This is a genomic window from Methylobacterium sp. P5_C11 (assembly GCF_054049775.1).
Genome location: NZ_JBFULS010000042.1, coordinates 12,744 through 29,846, shown reverse-complemented (window position 1 = coordinate 29,846; position 17,103 = coordinate 12,744). Strand labels below are relative to the sequence as shown.

At 69.4% G+C, this 17,103-nt stretch carries 17 protein-coding genes; 7 read left to right on the top strand and 10 right to left on the bottom strand.

Features of this window, described 5'->3' with window-relative positions; translation table 11 throughout:
• Window positions 1-305 precede the first annotated feature (305 nt).
• On the top strand, window positions 306-1,463 hold the full coding sequence (locus ACXJKQ_RS19760) for a DegT/DnrJ/EryC1/StrS family aminotransferase (protein WP_457107424.1): 1,158 nt from the start codon (window positions 306-308) through the stop codon (window positions 1,461-1,463).
• A gap of 95 nt (window positions 1,464-1,558) precedes the next feature.
• Here the strand turns inward: ACXJKQ_RS19760 and ACXJKQ_RS19755 are convergent, their stop codons facing one another.
• A complete protein-coding gene (locus ACXJKQ_RS19755) occupies window positions 1,559-3,076 on the bottom strand; it encodes a GumC family protein (RefSeq protein WP_457107423.1) in 1,518 nt (505 codons plus the stop codon).
• Between the two features lie 290 nt (window positions 3,077-3,366).
• On the opposite strand from ACXJKQ_RS19755, the gene ACXJKQ_RS19750 reads away from it, so the two are divergent.
• Window positions 3,367-4,653 carry a hypothetical protein gene (locus ACXJKQ_RS19750; protein ID WP_457107422.1) on the top strand — a complete coding sequence of 429 codons (1,287 nt, stop codon included), beginning with the start codon at window positions 3,367-3,369 and terminating at the stop codon, window positions 4,651-4,653.
• A 130-nt stretch (window positions 4,654-4,783) separates the two neighbouring features.
• Window positions 4,784-5,305 (top strand): isoaspartyl peptidase/L-asparaginase, encoded by a 522-nt coding sequence (locus tag ACXJKQ_RS19745; RefSeq protein ID WP_457107421.1) that lies wholly within the window; start codon window positions 4,784-4,786, stop codon window positions 5,303-5,305.
• Here the strand turns inward: ACXJKQ_RS19745 and ACXJKQ_RS19740 are convergent.
• From ACXJKQ_RS19740 to ACXJKQ_RS19725, 4 genes are read right to left on the bottom strand one after another with little or no spacing between them, the layout of a single operon-like run.
• Entirely contained in the window at window positions 5,300-5,776 is a 477-nt protein-coding gene (locus ACXJKQ_RS19740) for a hypothetical protein (RefSeq protein WP_457107420.1), read from the bottom strand. The two genes, ACXJKQ_RS19745 and ACXJKQ_RS19740, sit on opposite strands and share 6 nt — an antisense overlap.
• An 11-nt stretch (window positions 5,777-5,787) precedes the next feature.
• Window positions 5,788-6,438 carry a BON domain-containing protein gene (locus ACXJKQ_RS19735; protein ID WP_457107419.1) on the bottom strand — a complete coding sequence of 217 codons (651 nt, stop codon included), beginning with the start codon at window positions 6,436-6,438 and terminating at the stop codon, window positions 5,788-5,790.
• A 52-nt stretch (window positions 6,439-6,490) separates the two neighbouring features.
• Complete coding sequence (locus ACXJKQ_RS19730) at window positions 6,491-6,835, bottom strand: ATPase inhibitor subunit zeta (RefSeq protein WP_457107418.1); 345 nt, start codon at window positions 6,833-6,835, stop codon at window positions 6,491-6,493.
• Complete coding sequence (locus tag ACXJKQ_RS19725; RefSeq protein ID WP_457107417.1) at window positions 6,832-8,250, bottom strand: S41 family peptidase; 1,419 nt, start codon at window positions 8,248-8,250, stop codon at window positions 6,832-6,834. The genes ACXJKQ_RS19730 and ACXJKQ_RS19725 overlap by 4 nt, the downstream gene beginning before the upstream one ends.
• A 372-nt stretch (window positions 8,251-8,622) precedes the next feature.
• Between ACXJKQ_RS19725 and ACXJKQ_RS19720 the strand changes: the two genes are divergently transcribed.
• The 4 genes from ACXJKQ_RS19720 (at window position 8,623) to ACXJKQ_RS19705 (ending at window position 12,989) form a co-directional block, all read left to right on the top strand.
• Window positions 8,623-9,024 (top strand): DUF6455 family protein, encoded by a 402-nt coding sequence (locus ACXJKQ_RS19720; protein ID WP_457107416.1) that lies wholly within the window; start codon window positions 8,623-8,625, stop codon window positions 9,022-9,024.
• Window positions 8,990-11,725: a cation-translocating P-type ATPase gene (locus ACXJKQ_RS19715; RefSeq protein ID WP_457107415.1), complete on the top strand. Its 2,736-nt coding sequence runs from the start codon at window positions 8,990-8,992 to the stop codon at window positions 11,723-11,725. The genes ACXJKQ_RS19720 and ACXJKQ_RS19715 overlap by 35 nt, the downstream gene beginning before the upstream one ends.
• An 11-nt stretch (window positions 11,726-11,736) precedes the next feature.
• On the top strand, window positions 11,737-12,033 hold the full coding sequence (locus tag ACXJKQ_RS19710; protein ID WP_457107414.1) for a hypothetical protein: 297 nt from the start codon (window positions 11,737-11,739) through the stop codon (window positions 12,031-12,033).
• Between the two features lie 101 nt (window positions 12,034-12,134).
• Window positions 12,135-12,989 (top strand): universal stress protein, encoded by an 855-nt coding sequence (locus tag ACXJKQ_RS19705; protein WP_457107413.1) that lies wholly within the window; start codon window positions 12,135-12,137, stop codon window positions 12,987-12,989.
• A 134-nt stretch (window positions 12,990-13,123) separates the two neighbouring features.
• Here the strand turns inward: ACXJKQ_RS19705 and ACXJKQ_RS19700 are convergent, their stop codons facing one another.
• The 5 genes from ACXJKQ_RS19700 to ACXJKQ_RS19680 form a co-directional block, all read right to left on the bottom strand.
• On the bottom strand, window positions 13,124-13,774 hold the full coding sequence (locus tag ACXJKQ_RS19700; protein WP_457107435.1) for a helix-turn-helix domain-containing protein: 651 nt from the start codon (window positions 13,772-13,774) through the stop codon (window positions 13,124-13,126).
• 158 nt (window positions 13,775-13,932) lie between these two features.
• The gene (locus ACXJKQ_RS19695) at window positions 13,933-14,157 is read right to left on the bottom strand and encodes a hypothetical protein (protein WP_457107412.1); all 225 of its coding nucleotides are present in this window, start codon (window positions 14,155-14,157) and stop codon (window positions 13,933-13,935) included.
• Window positions 14,158-14,236: 79 nt separating this feature from the next.
• Window positions 14,237-14,605, bottom strand: coding sequence for an SPW repeat protein (locus tag ACXJKQ_RS19690; RefSeq protein ID WP_457107411.1), 369 nt, complete (start codon window positions 14,603-14,605; stop codon window positions 14,237-14,239).
• 306 nt (window positions 14,606-14,911) lie between these two features.
• Window positions 14,912-15,520 (bottom strand): response regulator FixJ, encoded by a 609-nt coding sequence (gene fixJ, locus ACXJKQ_RS19685; RefSeq protein WP_457107410.1) that lies wholly within the window; start codon window positions 15,518-15,520, stop codon window positions 14,912-14,914.
• Complete coding sequence (locus tag ACXJKQ_RS19680) at window positions 15,510-17,060, bottom strand: PAS domain S-box protein (RefSeq protein ID WP_457107409.1); 1,551 nt, start codon at window positions 17,058-17,060, stop codon at window positions 15,510-15,512. The genes fixJ and ACXJKQ_RS19680 overlap by 11 nt, the downstream gene beginning before the upstream one ends.
• Between the last annotated feature and the right edge of the window lie 43 nt (window positions 17,061-17,103).

Sequence of the window (17,103 nt, the reverse complement as noted above, 5' to 3'; positions counted from 1 at the left end):
TGAGCCCGTGTACTGCATGCGCGTCGTATTCCTGAGCGGCCGCAACGCATGGCGTCCGGGCCGCCGGTGTGCGGGGGCTTCGGCCGTGTCGAACCAAGCGAGAATGAGGCGAATCGTGGTGGGACATCCCAAGTGGGTATGCGCCGCCCGATCAACGTACCCCGTGTCGAACAGGCATCAGATCAGATCGGCCGGCTGCACGCCTGTCTCGCACGAGGTCTGCCGGGTCGTGCGGTGCGGTATTGCGGTTACTTGAACAACATGCACTGGATACCGCAGGATCCAGCGCCAGTGAGGTCAGCTGAATGGCCGTTCCATTTTATCGACACTCTCTCCCGGCCCATTACGCTGAACGTGTCGCGTCGGTTCTCGCAAGTCCTTTCCTCACGAGCGGTCCACGTTGTCATGAGGTCGAAAGGACGCTGCGCCGCTTCTTCGGGATCGAGAGCGCCAAGCTGACGTCAAGCTGGACACAGGGCGCCATCGCGACGTTGCTCGCCCTCGACATTGGAGCGGGCGACGAAGTCATCGTTCCCGCCATGACATTCGCTGCGACTGCCAACGTCGTCCGGCAAGTGGGCGCGACACCGGTCTTCGTAGATGTCGATGCGCGAACATTGCTCATCGACCCGGTACAGGTAGGGCAGGCGGTGACCGCGAGGACCCGCGCCGTCATCCCGGTCCATCTGTACGGCCAGATGGTGGATATACCGGCCCTCAGGGCTGCCATTCCCGCCGCGGTCAAAATCATCGAAGACGCGGCGCACTGCTTCGAAGGCACGCGGGACGGCCGGCGTCCGGGCCAGCTCGGCGATGCGGCGATCTTCTCGTTCTATGCGACCAAGAATGTAACCTGTGGCGAAGGAGGCGCTGTCATCACCAACGATCTGGCTCTGGCGGATGCCTTGGCTCAGACCGTTCAACACGGCATGTCGGCGAGCGCGGCCCGGCGTTTCGAAGGACACGCCTACCGCCATTGGGACATCGCCCGCCTGGGGACGAAAGCCAACCTCCCGGATTTGCTTGCGGTCCTTTTGGAGCCGCAGATCGCTGAGATCGACGTGCAGCAGAAGGTCCGGGAACGTCTCTGCAGACGGTATGAGGCTGCGCTGTCGGGCACGCCCTTCAGATGGCCGACCATCGAAGACGGCGCCGTCTCGGCGCGGCATCTATTCCCGATCCACGTTCCGGGTGGTGCCCGGGACGCCGTGTTGACTGCTCTCGGCGAGGCTGGGATCGGTGCAACCGTCAACTATCGCTGTGTTCCCTCTCTGAGCCTGTACCGCACGGCCCAGGCGCCGCTTCGATATCCCATCTCGTGGCAGTGGGGGGAGGGCACGCTCTCGTTACCGCTATACCCGGGCCTGCGTGACGATGAGCAGGACGCCGTCATCGCGGCCCTTCGGCATTTCCTTACGACAACCGGTCTATCGGGCACCGAGCCTGCACCGATCGGGTCCTGATTCCGCCTCGTTTTCACGGCTGTCCCAACATTGGCGTGGATTAAGCAGCGAGGCGCAGGCGGCGGCAACGGCATCACGCAGGATCGAGTCGAGCACTAAGATCCGGAAGGCGCCCGTGCGCGCCGCTTGAGGTCGGCCATCGCGAAGTAGGCGGACGCTTTCCGGAGAATCTCACTGGTCTGCACGCCGGGCGTTGAAGCCGGTGCGGCGGCGAAGCGACCGGGCGCAACCGACGCGACCGGGGTCGTCGCGTCGGACGCCGGTCGCGGACCATACATTTCGAGCATCAGGGAAGCCGAGGCGCCCAGGATCAGACCGAGCACGACGCCGAGCCCGAGAAATTGGGTCCCGTTGGGAAACACGGCTCGGAGCGGGGTCGTAGCCGATTGAATCACACGTATGTTCGTCAGCTTCGCAGATCTGAGGTCGGCATTGATCTGCTCCTCGGTGGCCCGCTTCGCGTAGAGCTCGGCATTCAACGTCGCCTGAGTGACGTCGCGTTTCAATCTCTCGAATTCCGTCTGCTTGCTGACAAGGGTCGTCAGGTCTCGGTTGACGGAGCTGACCTCATGCTCCTGCTGCTTAACGAGATCGACAAGGCCGGCGATCTCGGAATTGACCTTCAGCAGCGCAACCATCGAATCCTGATAGACGCGCACCATCAACAACGGTGGGTCTCCAGCGCCAGCCGTGTTTTCCGATGGGCCTCGCGACGGCGGCCGCCCCTTCTCGTCACTACCGAGATTTTCGACCAGATTCGATACGAATGGAGACTGTGTCACCGGCTTGAGAAGTCGCAATTGTGAGACGAGCGCACCCTTTTGACCCTGCTTGTCAACCAGAGAGCTGCGCGTCATCGTCAGAGCTGCGGCAAGGTCGCTGGCGCGATGCAGGAGCAGGCTTCGCTCATCCTCCACCGAGTACATCCGTTCCCGACGTGAGAACTGCTCAAACAGCCGGGAGCGCATCTCAACTTCTTCGTTGAATCGCTTCTTCTGCTCACGAAAGAAATCGATGGCGCCTGGCGTATCGGCGAGACGGATCTGGCGCTCGATGAACGATTCCGCCACGGCGTTCACGAAAGCTGCCGTCAGGCGTGGATCCGTATATTGAAACGAGATCTTCAGGACCTCGGAATTGGGCTCAGTCCGCACCGTGAGGCGTCGGCTCAAAACGGAAGCGATCAGATCAAGGTCGGAGATCCCCGAATCCTTATTTCCAGCGTTCTCCGTGACCGCCCCGTCCTTGTCCCGCCCGCCATGGACGATCTGCCTCAGCCACCCTCCCAATCCGGGAAGGCGCGAACGGCCCACGCCTTTGAATTTATCAAGCCCGACGCGATTGATCGCGCCGCGGACGACATCCTCGCTTTCCGCAATTCGCGCCTGAGACGCGATCAGATCAAGCTGCTTCCGGCTGCCATCGGAGATGTTCTCCGACGTCTGGCTGACAAGAAGCGACGTGGACGCTTCATAAACCGGCGCAATTAACAAATAAGCAGATAAAAATAACAGCACACCGGCGGCGACAGCCAGGAACATCAATATCTTATGCTTCCACATAGATCTCAACACGGTACCCACTGAGGGCTTCATATATTGATCTTGCAGCATAAAGACTATCCTGATAACAGGCGCTTCGATTCGTACTTGGATTACGAGTCCATCGACAATACTGTAGATACACAAATTGCCGCGATCATCGACCCATTTTTGGGACTTGATATTTTCTGCGATCAGCCACCCCTTCCAGGACGGAGATTTTATCGCCCATGCTCACAGATGGCGTGAAGCTAGCAAATTTAATGCCCGAATTGCAACAACGCTTTTTAATCGCGCGCCATAGCGCAACGAATTGAACTTGATTTGGCACCACAATGCTCATTTGGAAAAACAGCACTCCCATGACCGTTAATATAATTCAATTCTTTCGACTCATGACGCCGTATGCAATTGCCGTATCCGGACCATTGGCGCTTTCGGCGACACAATTCATTCTGTCAGTCGTCCTCGTTCATCTGATGAACCCGAATGAATTTGGCACCTTCTCGTTCCTCATGGTCACCTCGCAATTTCTGATGAGCTTTTCCGGTGCATTCCTGTGCGCGCCCCTACCCGTCGTGATGGCGAAAGCCGACGGCACGCGCGATGCCGGCATGGTCGAATGCCTGCTCGCCGTCAATTTCACGCTGGCTTTATTGGTGTTTTTATTGATTTCTGCCTTGAGCATCGCACTTGGAACCGAATTTATAGCTGCGATCCTGTTTGGAGGATTTGCAAGCCTGACCATGCTGCGCTGGTTCGGTCGCGCCTATGCGTATGCGATCGGCCTGCCGCTGCGAGCCACACTGTCCGACATTGTATCGGGCCTCATACTCGCCGTCGGCATCGGACTCGTCGCGTGGCAGGGCAGCGCGTCACCCCTCCTGGCGTACGGAGCTCTGATGCTCAGTGCAGCCAGCGGCCTGCTGGCATTCGGACCGCATCATCTGGCGGAACAGCTGCGATGGCCCCGTCTCGAAGGAGTGTCGCGCTATGGTGCCGTCTGGAAGGAGCATTCGAGCTGGTCGCTCCTCGGACTCGTCACGACGGAGGCCACCGGCAACGCGCATGCTTATTTCGTGACTCTGATTTCGGGTGCCGCCGCCTTCGCGGCTCTCGCCGCGAGCGCACTCTTGATCCGACCAGCCATCATCTTGATGAACGCACTCGGAGAATTCGAGAGGCCGCGCCTCGCATGGCTGATCGCGCAGCAGCGATGGAGCGACGTCGATCGCACGATGGTCCTGTTTCGATTCATCCTCATGAGTGGCTGGTTCGCGACCTTGGGGCTCGGCGTAGTCATCGCCTATCTTGTGCCGTCGCTTCTGTTTACGAGAGACTACGATCTGCTTTACGTCCAGAGAGCTTTCATCCTGTGGTTGGCGATCATGGGCCTACGGCTGGTCCGCACGCCGGAAAGCATCCTGCTGCAAGCCGGGGGTCAGTTCCGGGCGCTCGCTCACTCAAGCGTCTACTCGTCGGTGATCTCGATCGTGCTCGTCGTCGTCATGGTCTGGGCGGTGGGGCCTCTATTCTCGATGATCGGCGTTCTCGTGGGCGAGGCGATCTTCACGGTGGCTGTCTGGCGCGTCGCCCGCGCCTGGCGCCGGAAGGGCGGGCAGGCGCCTCCGCAGGTGCAGCTTCCGTGAGCGCGTGCCGTCTCCGCGATCACGTCGGAGACGGACCAGCGCGGCTCTGCGCCGCTGTCGGGGCCCTCGCGCCCTGCACGACGCCTGCCCCGACCGCGGCTCATCGTTCCGTGGAGGGGCTGCGACCGAAATGAGATCGGTAGCGGCGCGACATGGGCCGCGCCCGCGAAGTCGCTGGCCGTCGCGATCTCCCCTGCTCGCGGCCGCCACCCGCGCGCTCTACGCGCAGACCGACTGCCCTTCCTTCGCCGCCTCGGATGACAGCCGGACGGCCCTCGTCGACGCCCTGGCCGTGCTGGAGGCGGGCGGGCTCGTCCTCGTGGCCGGCGCCGGTGCCGATGCCTTCGCGCAACCGCACGGCCTGGAGAGGGTCGAAGGGGCCTCCTTCTCCACGCAGGTCCACCGCGACCAGCTCTGCAGGGCACGGGCGGCCGGCCAGGTTGCCCTCGACCACGACCCCGCCTCGAGCCCCCTCGACGAGACCCGCAAGTTCGGCACCGTCGGCGCCGTCGCCCTCGACGGGGACGGGTCTCTCGCCGACCTGACCCCGACCGGGGGCATGACCAGCCCGGATCTCGATCGTGGGACCGGGGAGACGATCAGGGGGCGCGGTCGGCCCACAAACAGCGCCGACGCGCAACGGGCGTCATGAGCCGCTCCCAACGTCCACGCGGCTGACGCGGGCGACCTTGAACGTGCGGTAGACGGCATCGCCGGCATCCCGGATCGACACGTACTCGCCCTCGACAAAGGCATGCGTGCCGAGGCGGTAGCCCGCCTCGTCATCCTCGTTCGTCCAGTCCTCGTAGTCGATCAGCCAGGTCGCGCCGCCTTCGCCGCCGGCGCGGTGCACGAGGCGGCCGTGCCAGTCGGCCTCTCCGGTCCAGAAGCGGCGCACGCGGCAACGGTCGCGGGCCTCGTGCCAGAGGGCCACGTCGAGGTGGCCGTCGGGTCCGAGGGGCGCCAGGATCTCGTAGCCCCTGCCGGCGCTGCCGTCCGGATGCTCTGGGCAGCGCGCCAGCGTCAGGGTCACGCGGTACATCCGGGCCGGGGCGTCCGGCGTCCCGGGGCGCCGTGCGAACCGGCCGACGACGGCGTCGGTCCCATGCGTCTCGACGGACATGGCGGCTCTCCTCAGCTCAGGGCGACGATGCGGTCCTCGACGGCGCGGACGCCGGGCACCGACCAGGCCGCGCGCTCGGCGGCGTCCCGCTCAGCCCAGGCCGTCACGGCGCCTTCCAGCGTGACCTTGTCGCCCGAGACGGTGACCGTGATCCCGTCCGCCTCGAACATGGAACTCCGCTTGAACGCCTCCAGGATCTTGTCCTTGACGGCCGCCGGCGGGACCCGCGGCCTGACCGCGATGAGATTGGTCACCCCGTGCACGCCGCTGAGCTTCCGGACGGCCGCCTCGGCGCCGGCCATCTGGTACTGCCAGTCCACCGTGCCGGTCAGCGTGATCCAGCCGCCCGCGACCTTGATCTGGATGGCCCGCTTCGGGAGGTGCACGGACCAGTCGATGATCGCCAGAGCCCGCGCCGCGATCTGGTCGTCGGCGACCTTCTTCTCGTCGGCGTAGCGGACCTGGATCTCCTGGGCGATGGCGCGCACGCCCCTGACGCGGCGCACGGCCCGCTCGGCCTCGACCTTCTCGGCATAGCTGCCGACGTGCCCCGTGAGGGTCACGACCCCCTCCGACACGGCGACGCCGATGTCGCCCGCGTCGAGGCTGGGGTCGAAGTCGAGTTCGTCGAGGACGTCGCGTCGCAAGTCCTTGTCGGTCATGGCGTCTCTCCCGGTGGTTGGCGTGATCGAAGCGACGCGACTGTGCGCGGCCCTAGACGGGCCGGCTTTGATCCAGCGCAACCCCAACTCGCGGCTCGGCGCCGGCCACGGCGGCGCAGCGCGCCATCTCCGCGTGCAGGTCCGGCAGCGTCGCCTCGACGCCCGCCGCCTTGAGGTCGGCCTGGAGTTCGGCGACGAGCGGTCCGTCGGCCGTCAGGACACCGCGGTCGGTGAACGCCTCGACGAACCGTTCCGCCGCATCCTCCGGGAGACGCATGCGCTCGCAGGCCCAGAGGGCCAGCAGCCGGTTGCGCCGCATGCGCGCGCGGAAGCGCTGCTCCTCGTCCTGCACGAAGTGGCGCTCGAAGGCCCGTTCGCGCTCGTCGAAGGTGGTCATGGGGCGGCTCCATCATGGGATCGGTGCGGGCGTTGCCCGCGCCGGACCGGGCATTGTCCGGCCGCGCACCGCGACGATCCTTGAGGCAGGTCAAAGCCGCGTACCGGGGCCTCGCCCGCCGCACCCGTCGTTGCGGCGGCCCCGAGTTGGCGCAGGCCGGCTGCGAGCTGACGGTCATGCGCGGGCGTGAGGTCGGCATCCGCCACGACGCCATCCCGCAGGCCGCCGTCGCCCCCGCCCGGCGGGGACGGGAGGAGTTCGACGTTGCCCGCGCCCCCCTTCGTCACGCCGGCCTGGATCACCACGCGGTCCGGCACGATGCCGCGCCCCTCCAACTTGCGGCCGGCCGGCGTGACCATCCAGGCCGTGGTGAGGCGAAGGCCGCGCCCGTCGCGGTGGGCATAGGTCGTCTGGACCGCCCCCTTGCCGTAGGTGCGGGTGCCGATGACCGTCGCGCGGCGGTGATCCTGAAGGGCGGCGGCCACGATCTCGGCCGCGGAGGCGGTGTCGCCGTCGACGAGCACGACCATCGGGACGCCGTCGATGAGACCGCCACCCGCGCCGTCCGACGCGAACCGCTCGACGTCGTCGGGGCCGCGGCCGACGAGGCGCAGGATCTCGCCGCGACCGAGAAACGCTCCGGCCACGGCGACCGCCTGAACGACCAAGCCCCCCGGGTTCCCGCGCAGGTCCAGGATGAAGCCGGAGAGCCGGCCCGGACCGATCTCTGCCTTGAGGCGCGCGACGGCCCCGCGCAGTCGCCCGGCCGCGAACGCATCGAAGTGGGCGAGACCGACATACGCGACCGTGCCCAGGGCACGGATGCGCACCGGGTGGAGCGGCAGCCACTCCCGTGTGAGGACCATCTCGACCGGCCCTTGGCCGCCCGGGGGGACGAGGCTCAGCCGCACCGTGGAGCCGGGCGCACCGCGCAGGCGGTCCACGATTTCGGCCCGGCCGAGGTCCGCGACGGCAACGTCGTCGATGCGCGCGATCAGGGTACCGGGCACCAGACCGGCCCGCGCCGCGGGGGCGCCGGGCAGCATGCCCACGACCGTCCCGCCGGCCTCGACATCGAGGCCGAGACCGGCATAGCGTCCGGACTCCGCCTCGTCGAGGCGACGGACCTCCGCCGCGGTCAGGTACCGCGCGTAGGGGTCCACCGCGGCGAGCATCGCGGCGACCGCCGCCTCGATCAATGCGCCGTCGGCGGGTTCGTCGGCCGCCCGTGTCCGGACGGCGTGGAAGGCGTCACCGAAGGTCGCCAGCGCCCGATAGGACGCGGCCGGGACCAGGGCGGATCGCTGTCCGGCATCCCGGGGTGCGGGGCTCGCCAGGACCGTACCGACAGCCCCGGCGAGGCAGGCGGCCGCCGCGAGCCACCAGATCGGCCGGCGTCTTGCCGGTCCGGACATGGTCCGACCTCCAAGTCTGTCCGACCTCCAAGTCTGTCGGACCTCCAAGTCCGACTTTCAGGTCTGACCGCCAAGCTTTCACGCCTCTGAGCCTGCACACCCTCCCGCCTGCAGGCGCGTGCCGGTGTCCCAGGCTGCGCCCGGGGTCGCATTGAGGTGCATCAAGAGCGCCGCAACGGATCCGCGGCGGCAGATCCCGTACCGGGGCCGCGCCGGGCCGTGCGCGGGCGAAGCCGCCTCCGCACCGCGTCGGCGTCCCTTGATCCAGATCATGGCCCCGACCGCGGAGGAGGGCACCCTCGCGCCGTACCCGACAGCCAGCCGCCCACGATGCCGCCCCTGGCGGATCCCGGGCGCCCATCGGAGACCACGATGCCCGCACCCGCCGACCGACACGATCCGTTCGACCCCTTCGGCGTCGCCGCCGCGATGGGCGCGTGGAGCTGCCTGCTGAAGGCGGCCGAGGAAATCAGGGCCATCGACGCGGAGATGATGGACACGATGCTGGAGGCCGAAGCGATCGGTCCCGCGCCCGGAGCGCCCGATGCCGACATGAGGCTCGGCAACATCGTGACCCTGATGCGAAGCCTGAAGCTCGATCCGGAGGCCGTCCGACGGCGTGACCCGGCGGCCATGCGGGATCTCGAGGCGGTCTGCCTGCGCTGCACGCAGCGCGACCGCTGCGCGCACGAACTCCGGACCGGGACGGCCGCCGACGCCCACGCGGAGTTCTGCCCGAATGCCGCGCGCCTCGACCGATTGCGCCGTGCTTGAGCCGGGGCCGGCACCCGAACCGGTCTCGCCGGCCCCGCACCTGGCATCGACCCCCGCCCTGAAGCGGCCGGGAGCGGACCAGGTCCATGCCCTGCCGGCCGCGGACGTTCCGGGGTGCTTCGGGACGTCCTTGAAGGTGGGCCTGACCGATGCGGAGGCGCGGCGGCGGCGCGCGCACGTCGGCCCGAACGTGATCGCCACACGGCAGAGGGCCGGCGTGCTCGCCCTGCTGCTGCACCAGTTGGCGAGCCCCGTCGTCTACCTGCTCGCGGCTGCCTGCGCGGTGTCGCTCGCCTTCGCCGATTGGCACGAGGCGGTCGCGGTCCTGGCGGTCCTGGCCGTCAACACCGGCCTGGGCTTCTTCACCGAGCTGCGGGCGGCGCGATCCGTCGAGGGCCTGCGGGCGCTCGGCACGCGCTCCGCCCGGATCCGCCGCGACGGGCACGTCCGGGTGCTCGCCGCCGAAGATCTCGTCCCGGGCGACATCGTGCTGGTCGAGGGCGGCGATGCCGTCCCGGCCGATATCCGTCTGGTGGAGGCCTCCAACCTCGGCGCGGACGAGTCGACCCTCACGGGGGAATCGGTGCCGGTCGACAAGGGGGCGTCCCCGGTCGCCGCGGAAGCGCGCCTCGCCGAGCGCGCCCCGATGCTGTTCCGCGGCACGCTGGTGACCCGCGGGAGCGGCACCGGCGTCGTCGTCGCGACGGGTCCGCGGACCGAACTCGGCGGCATCTCCCGGCTCGTGGATCAGGCCGAGCCGGATCGGTCGCCCCTGGAGCGACGCCTGGAACGCCTGTCGGGCCAGATGGTCTGGGTCGTCCTGACGATCGCCGTCCTCCTCGCCGTCCTCGGCGTGGCGACCGGCAAGGACCTTCGCCTCATGACCGAGGCCGGCATCGCGCTCGCCGTCGCGGCCATCCCGGAAGGCCTGCCCATCGTCGCGACCCTGATGCTCGCGCGGGGCATGTGGCGGATGGCGCGGCGGAACGCGCTGATCGAGCGCCTGTCGGCCGTCGAGACGCTGGGTGCCACGACCGTCATCCTGACCGACAAGACGGGCACGCTCACCGAGAACCGGATGACCGTGCGACGGCTGTCCTTGCCCGCCGGCGAACTGGACCTGTCCGCGCAGCGCCCCGGCGGGGCGCCGGAGGTCGAGCGCCTGCTCCACGTCGCGGTGCTCTGCAACGACGCATCGCTCGGGCCGGGTGCGGGACATGGCAGCGGCGACCCGATGGAACAGGCGCTGCTGCGGGCGGGCCGGTCCGTCGGGCTGGACCGTGCGGCGCTCCTGCGCGACCAGCCCGTCGTGCGCAAGCACGCCTTCGACGCGGGCACGCGCATGATGGCCACCGTCCACGCCGTGGGACCGCGCTACCGCGTGATGGTCAAGGGTGCCCCGGAGGCGGTGCTCGCGGCCTCGCGGCGCATGGGCGAGGGCGGGCGCGACCGCCCCCTCGACGAGGCGGCCCGCCACCTGTGGCGGCGCCGGGTCGAGAACCTCGGGGCAGGGGGCCTGCGGGTCATCGCCTGCGCCGAGAGGACGGCGGATGCGGACGGAGACGATCCCTTCGCGGATCTCACGTTCCTCGGCTTGGTGGGCCTGGAGGATCCGGCCCGGGCGGACGTCCCGGAGGCGGTGGCGGCCTGTCGCGACGCGGGCATCCGCGTGGTCATGGTCACCGGCGACCACGCCGTCACGGCCCGGAGCATCGCCCGCGCCGTGGGGATCGCCGGCCCGCGGGACCGCGTCGTCGAGGGCGTGCCCTGCGACCTCGCGCCAGGGGCGCTCGCAGATGTCGCGGTCTTCGCGCGGGTCAGCCCGGCCGAGAAGCTGTCCCTGGTCCGGGCGTATCAGGCGCAGGGCGAGATCGTCGCCATGACCGGCGACGGGGTCAATGACGCCCCGGCGCTGAAGCAGGCGGATATCGGCGTCGCCATGGGTCGGCGGGGAACCGACGTCGCGCGCGCGGCGGCCGCCATGGTCCTCCTCGACGACGCCTTCCCGACCATCGTCGGCGCGATCCGCGAGGGGCGGGCCATCTTCGACAACATCCGCCGCTTCGCCGCCTATCTCCTGGCCTGCAATCTGAGCGAGGTCATGGTCGTCGGGCTCGCGGTCCTGTCGGCGCTGCCGCTGCCGATCCTGCCGCTGCAGATCCTCTACCTGAACGTCGTGACCGACGTGTTCCCGGCCTTCGCGCTGGCGATGGGGGAAGGCCGGGAGGACATTCTCGAGCGGCCGCCGCGCGATCCGAGGGAGCCCCTCCTCGGGCGCCCGCAATGGATCCGGATCGCCCTGCACGCCGCCGTCCTGACGGCGGCGACCTTCGGGAGCCTGGCCGCCGCCGCGTCCTGGCTCGCCCTCGACCGGGCCTCCGTCGTGACCGTCACGTTCCTGACGCTCGCCTTCGCGCAGCTCTGGCAGGTCTTCAACATGCGGGCTTCCGGCTCGAGGCTGTTGCGCAACGAGGTCACGTGCAACCCCTGGGTCTGGGCCGCCCTGCTCCTGTGCACGGCGCTGCTCGTCGGCCCAACCTGCCTTCCTCCCGTCGGCACGGTGCTGGGCCTCGTCGCCCTCGATGGGAGCGGCTGGACGCTCGTTCTCTCGGCGAGCCTCGCACCGGTTCTGGTCGTCCAGCTCGGATCCCTGATCGCGGCGGCCCGCACGGCCGCCGGGCGTTTCGACCGTCCGGCCTGAGGAGGATCGCGATGGCGCCGAGCGCGGCGGATTGGGATGCACGGGTCGAGCGGCTGACCGGCCTTCTTCCCGCACGCGTGCAGGAGGCGGTCCGGTGGCTGCGAAAGCCCACGCGGCGGCCGCTGCGCGTGGCGGCGGCGCTCGCCCTGATCGGGGGCGGCGCGCTGTCGGTCCTGCCCGTCCTCGGCCTCTGGATGCTGCCGCTCGGTCTCGCGCTCCTGAGCGAGGATATCCCGGCTCTGAAGCCGCGGCTCGAAGCGGCGGCCCGTGCGGTGGAGGGCCTCCTGTCCCGCCTCCGGAAGCGATGACCGGTCCGGGCCGCGGGCGCCGGACGGCCCATCGTTGCGCTGGATCAAGGCGCCCCGCCCGGTCCGGCGGAGACTGGGGCGGACACCAGCCCGGAGCCCCCATGCCCCTCCCGTCCCCCCTCGCTGCGTTCCGCGACATCCTCGTCGCCGTCACCGAGGAGGGGCGCGGCGACGAACCCGAGACGGCCCTCGACTACGGCCTCTCCCTCGCCGCCACCGCGGGCGCCCACCTCACCGTGCAGTCCGCGGCCCGCCGGCTGACCCTGGTCGCCGGGGCGGGACTGGGCTTCGTCAACGACCTCGTCGGGAGCGAGAACAGGCGCCTGCGCGGCCTTGCGCTGGCGACCGCCGAGCGTGCCGCCGGGAACGCCGCCGGGGCGGGCGTGATCTGCACCACGGAGGCGCCCGCGCTGGCCTACCCGGACTTGATCGCCCGGCTGACCGCCCGCGCCCGGCTCGCCGACCTGACCCTCCTGGACGCGGAGACCCGGGAGGTCGACCTCGACCGCGACCTGATCGACGGGGTCTTGTTCGGGAGCGGGCGCCCGCTGATCGTGATACCGCCCGGGCGCTCCGCATGCGCCAGGCCGCGGGTCGTCGTCGCCTGGGACGGAAGCGCCCAGGCCGCGCGGGCCGCCAACGACGCCCTGCCGTTCCTGCGCGCGGCCGAATCGGTCGAGGTCGTGTCCGTGGTCGGCGAGAAGGATCTGTCGGCGACGGTTGCCGGCGCCGCGTTCGCCCAGCATCTCGCGCGCCATGGCGTGACGGTGTCGGTGACCACCCTGCCGGTCGTCGATGACGTCGCCGAGACGTTGCGGACCGCGGCGGGGCTGTTCCGTGCGGACCTGCTGGTGATGGGCGCCTACCGGCATTCCCGCCTGCAGGAATGGTTCCTCGGCGGCGTGACCCAGTCCCTCCTGGGGCGAAGCGGGGTACCGCTGTTCCTCGCCCATTGACCGTCGGGGCCGCAGGCGCGCCCCAGCCATGCGGCCGCAGCCCGCGCGCCGCTCCGGGCGCCGGGGAACCACGACACCGGGACAGCCGCGGGGGAGGGGATCCCTTCCCGCGATCCCTTCCCGGCAGCGCCCGCTCAGTCCTCGACCACGCGGCGGAGCCGGGCACGGCGCAGGCTGACCTGGCGGCCGCCGACGCGTTGGAGTGCCCCGTCCTCTTCGAGCTGCGAGAGCGTGCGCGACACGGTCTCGATGGTCAGGCCGAGAAAGTCCGCGATGTCGCGCCGGGTCATGGGAAGCGCGAAGGTGCCGATGCCGCCCAGGCGCTCGTCCACCTCGATGAGGAAGGCCGCGACGCGCTCCGCCGCCGAGCGGCGCCCGAGCAGGATCATGTGATCCTGGGCCTGGCGCAGGCTGGTCGTCGCCATGGTCCAGAGCCGGCAGGCGACCTCGGCCCGGTCGGTCGCAGCGCGCTCGATCTGCCGCCGCCCGAAGATCAGCACCCGGGTGTCGGACAGGGCCTCGGCCGTCTGACGGTGGCTCTCGCCATGCTCGAACCCGAACAGGTCGCCGGGCAGGTGGAAGCCGGTGATCTGCCGCCGGCCGTCGTTCAGCATCTTGTGAGTGCGCACTGCGCCGCTGACGACCTTGTAGACGAACTCGGCCTCCTCGCCCTCGCCGTAGATCTCCTCCTCGCGGGTGTAGCCGAACGGCGTCCCGATCAGGTCGGGACAGCCCGCGAACAGGACACCGGCGTGCCGCCCACCAACGGGGACGTTCAGGGCCATCTGCGGAATTGGGGGAAGGGTGATCTCATCGGCCATCGCTTCTCTCCTCGGGCGCATCGGATGGCGGGGAGATTGGCGGAGCCGGGGGGCGGGCGAAATTCCGGCCGTTCTCTTAAGCAGGATCACGTAAGGGCAACTACGTAGCCGCGCTGCGGCGCTCAATCGCCCGCAGCCGCCACGAGCCCCCATGCGGGCAGGGGATCGGACAGCACGAGCAGACCGTTGCAGCCGGCCAGAAGCGAGCCCAGCATCGTGGCGAGCCCGCAGGCCAGGAGACCCAGGACGAGGGTGAGGGCCTCGGCATGGCGGCGCAGGGCGTGGATGGACGCGCAGCCCGCGGTGAAGCAGGCCGCCACGGCGAGCGCCAGGGGATCGAAGGGCATGGTGCCGCTCCGGGCAGGGACGGGTCGGCGGCCCGGGTGAGGACGCACCGGCCCGCGCCGGCGCAGCCGGCGGGGCGCGTCAGACCGAGCGCGCCTGGGGCGACACGAAGAGCCGCCAGAGTTCGAACGCGGCCAGGACGGCCACGGCGAGGCCGATCACGACATGCACCCACAGGACGGGCTTGGCGTCCGCGAAGCCGAGCACCCACGGCGCCATGGCCGCCCACAGGCCGGCGGCGAGGTTGAGGTATTCCTCCCAGTCGTAGGTCTGGCCGAGGGCCAGAACCGCGATGACGGTGATGACGCCGCCGCTGAGGAAGGCGTTGCGCGCCGCGGCGGTGTCATAACCCAGCCCCAGGTACCAGGGCGCGAGGACCAGGGCGGCACCGAGAGCGATGTTGAGGGCGTTCGGGACCATGTCCCCAGTCTTGTTCTCGATGGTTCGCATCGCCGCCTCCCGACGCTGCACGGGCCGGACCGCTCAGAGAGGCCGGCCCTGGCGGTAGAGGGCCTGCCGCCTTCGATGGCCCGAGACTCCCGCATCGGGCCGGCCAGGCATTGATCTGCCTCAAGACCCGCGCGCCCCATCGTCCGGGCCGGCGTGGCAGGCCCGTTCGTCGGTCCCGACGGGCCTGTCGCCCAGGGGCTTCATCGTGGTCGAGCCGGCTCGAATCCGGGGCTCTCGGAGCGGGCGTCGACGGTGGGCGGGCAGGGCGGCGCGATCCGGGCGCCGGCCTGCCCGCCGCGAGCCGGCTCAGGCGATCCCGGCCAGCACCGCCGAGCGCACCAGTTCCTGCAGGTTCGCGGCCTGGGTCTTAGCCATGAGCTTGGCCCGGTAGATCTCGACCGTGCGCGGGCTGATGGCCAGCGCGCGGCCAATCTCCTTGCTGGTGCCGCCGGCGACGAGCTGGTCCAGAACCTGCCGCTCGCGCTCGCTCAAGGTGCCGACCCGCCGGACGAATTCCTGCAGGTCGGGATCGGCGACCTCCACCGGCCCGCCCCGCTCCAGGGCGGAACGGACCGCCTGCAGCAGCGCCGCGTCGTCGAACGGTTTCTCGATGAAGTCGCAGGCCCCGAGCTTCATCGCCGCCACCGCGAGGGGCACGTCTCCGTGTCCCGTCATCATGACGACCGGGATCTTGTGACCCGCCGCCCTGAGGCGGCGGAGCAGTTCCAGACCGTCGATGCCGGGCATGCGGATATCGGTCAGGACACAGCCCGAGGCCGGCTTGCCGAGCCGATCGAGGAGGTCGGCCCCGGCCTCGTAGAGTTCCACCGCGAAGCCGTCGGTCCCGAGCAGGAAGCCGACCGAGTCCCGCATGGCCGGATCGTCATCCACGACGTGCACGAGGCTAGCTGGCATGGCTGAGGTCTCCGTTGTGCACGGCCGGCAGCGTCAGCCGGAAGGTCGCCCCGCCCGCCCCGTTGCCCTCGACCCACAGTCGGCCGCCGTGAGCCTCGACGATGGTGCGGCAGATCGAGAGGCCGACGCCCATCCCCCCCTCCTTCGTGGTGACGAAGGGTTGGAAGAGCCGGTCCGCGACCTCGTCCGAGATGCCCGGCCCGGTATCCGAGACGGCGATCTCGATGCTGTCCGGTCCCGCAGGGCGCGCCTCGACATTCAGTTCGCGCCGGTGCCCCTGCTGCATGGCCTCGCAGGCGTTTCGCATCAGGTTGATGAGCACCTGCTGCACCTGCACCCGGTCGGCCAGGACCGAATGCGTGTCCGCGGCCAGCGTGACATGGGTCTTGATCCCCTGTCCGCGGGCTCCCACCAGGGCCAGCGTGCAGGCTTCCTCGATCAGCCGTGCCACCGGCTCGACCTGCTTCTCCGTCTCGCCACGGGCGACGTACTCGCGCAGGCGGCGGATGATCTGACCGGCCCGCAGCGCCTGCTCGGCGGCCTTGTCGAGCACCTCCATCGTCTTGGCGATGTTGTCCGGGTCCGGACGCGCCAGCAGGCGGCGGCAGCCCCTGGTGTAGTTGGCGATGGCGCCGAGGGGCTGGTTCAGCTCGTGCGCCAGGGTCGAGGCCATCTCGCCCATGGCGCTCAGGCGCGAGACGTGGACGAGTTCGGACTGGAGTTCCTGAAGGCGGGCCTGGGTGTGCTGGCGTTCGGTCAGGTCGTTGATGAATCCGGTGAAGAAGACCTGCTCGCCCGAGCGCATCTCGCCGATGGCGAGTTCCATCGGGAAGATCGATCCGTCCCGCCGCTGGCCCGTCACGACCCTGTGGGTGCCGATGATCCGCCTCTCCCCGGTCCGCCGGTATCGATCGAGATAGCCGTCGTGCTCACTGCGCATCGGCTCGGGCATCAGGATGCGGACGTTCCTCCCGACCGCCTCCGCCGCGGCGTAGCCGAACAGGCGTTCGGCCGCCGCGCTGAACGAGTGGATGAGTCCGGCCTCGTCGATGACCACCATGGCCTCGGGCACGGTGTCGAGGATGGACTGGAGATGCGCCTCGCGGGCGCGGAGGTCCACCTCCGCACGCTTCTGCGCGTCGATGCTGAGCACGACCCCGCGGTGCCGGACCGCCCGGCCCTCCGGGTCGAGCTGCACCCGCCCGCGGGAGCGCAGCCAGCAGACGTGGCCGTCGGGCCGGGCGACGCGATAATCGACCTCGTAGCTGCCGCCGTCCCGCAAGGCTCGCTGCAGGGCGTCCGCCCGGCTCTGGCGGTCGTCCGGATGCACCAGGGCCTGGGAGGCGGCGAAGGTGGTCAGTTGCTCGGACGGGACGCCGAACAGGCGGCCACAGGTCGGGGAGACCGTGGCCCGGCCGGTCGGGATGTCCAGCGACCAGATGCAGATGCCGACCTCGTCGAGGGTCTGCCGAAGCTCGTCGCCGGACTGCGTGCCGCCGCCGTCTTGGTCGGAGCCGGGCGTGCCGGCGGGGTTCGTCATCGTTCACACCGGTGAAAATCCTGCGCGCAACGGCGGAACTCAC

Excerpts from the sequence above, each read along its gene's own strand:
- ACXJKQ_RS19680 (WP_457107409.1), bottom strand. The coding sequence starts at position 17,060 with ATGACGAACCCCGCCGGCACGCCCGGCTCCGACCAAGACGGCGGCGGC.
- ACXJKQ_RS19690 (WP_457107411.1), bottom strand. The coding sequence starts at position 14,605 with ATGCGAACCATCGAGAACAAGACTGGGGACATGGTCCCGAACGCCCTC.
- ACXJKQ_RS19705 (WP_457107413.1), top strand. The coding sequence starts at position 12,135 with ATGCCCCTCCCGTCCCCCCTCGCTGCGTTCCGCGACATCCTCGTCGCC.
- ACXJKQ_RS19725 (WP_457107417.1), bottom strand. The coding sequence starts at position 8,250 with ATGTCCGGACCGGCAAGACGCCGGCCGATCTGGTGGCTCGCGGCGGCC.
- ACXJKQ_RS19720 (WP_457107416.1), top strand. The coding sequence starts at position 8,623 with ATGCCCGCACCCGCCGACCGACACGATCCGTTCGACCCCTTCGGCGTC.
- ACXJKQ_RS19715 (WP_457107415.1), top strand. The coding sequence starts at position 8,990 with ATGCCGCGCGCCTCGACCGATTGCGCCGTGCTTGAGCCGGGGCCGGCA.
- ACXJKQ_RS19700 (WP_457107435.1), bottom strand. The coding sequence starts at position 13,774 with ATGGCCCTGAACGTCCCCGTTGGTGGGCGGCACGCCGGTGTCCTGTTC.
- ACXJKQ_RS19760 (WP_457107424.1), top strand. The coding sequence starts at position 306 with ATGGCCGTTCCATTTTATCGACACTCTCTCCCGGCCCATTACGCTGAA.
- ACXJKQ_RS19740 (WP_457107420.1), bottom strand. The coding sequence starts at position 5,776 with ATGTCCGTCGAGACGCATGGGACCGACGCCGTCGTCGGCCGGTTCGCA.
- ACXJKQ_RS19750 (WP_457107422.1), top strand. The coding sequence starts at position 3,367 with ATGACCGTTAATATAATTCAATTCTTTCGACTCATGACGCCGTATGCA.
- fixJ (WP_457107410.1), bottom strand. The coding sequence starts at position 15,520 with ATGCCAGCTAGCCTCGTGCACGTCGTGGATGACGATCCGGCCATGCGG.
- ACXJKQ_RS19755 (WP_457107423.1), bottom strand. The coding sequence starts at position 3,076 with ATGCTGCAAGATCAATATATGAAGCCCTCAGTGGGTACCGTGTTGAGA.
- ACXJKQ_RS19745 (WP_457107421.1), top strand. The coding sequence starts at position 4,784 with ATGAGATCGGTAGCGGCGCGACATGGGCCGCGCCCGCGAAGTCGCTGG.
- ACXJKQ_RS19730 (WP_457107418.1), bottom strand. The coding sequence starts at position 6,835 with ATGACCACCTTCGACGAGCGCGAACGGGCCTTCGAGCGCCACTTCGTG.
- ACXJKQ_RS19710 (WP_457107414.1), top strand. The coding sequence starts at position 11,737 with ATGGCGCCGAGCGCGGCGGATTGGGATGCACGGGTCGAGCGGCTGACC.
- ACXJKQ_RS19695 (WP_457107412.1), bottom strand. The coding sequence starts at position 14,157 with ATGCCCTTCGATCCCCTGGCGCTCGCCGTGGCGGCCTGCTTCACCGCG.
- ACXJKQ_RS19735 (WP_457107419.1), bottom strand. The coding sequence starts at position 6,438 with ATGACCGACAAGGACTTGCGACGCGACGTCCTCGACGAACTCGACTTC.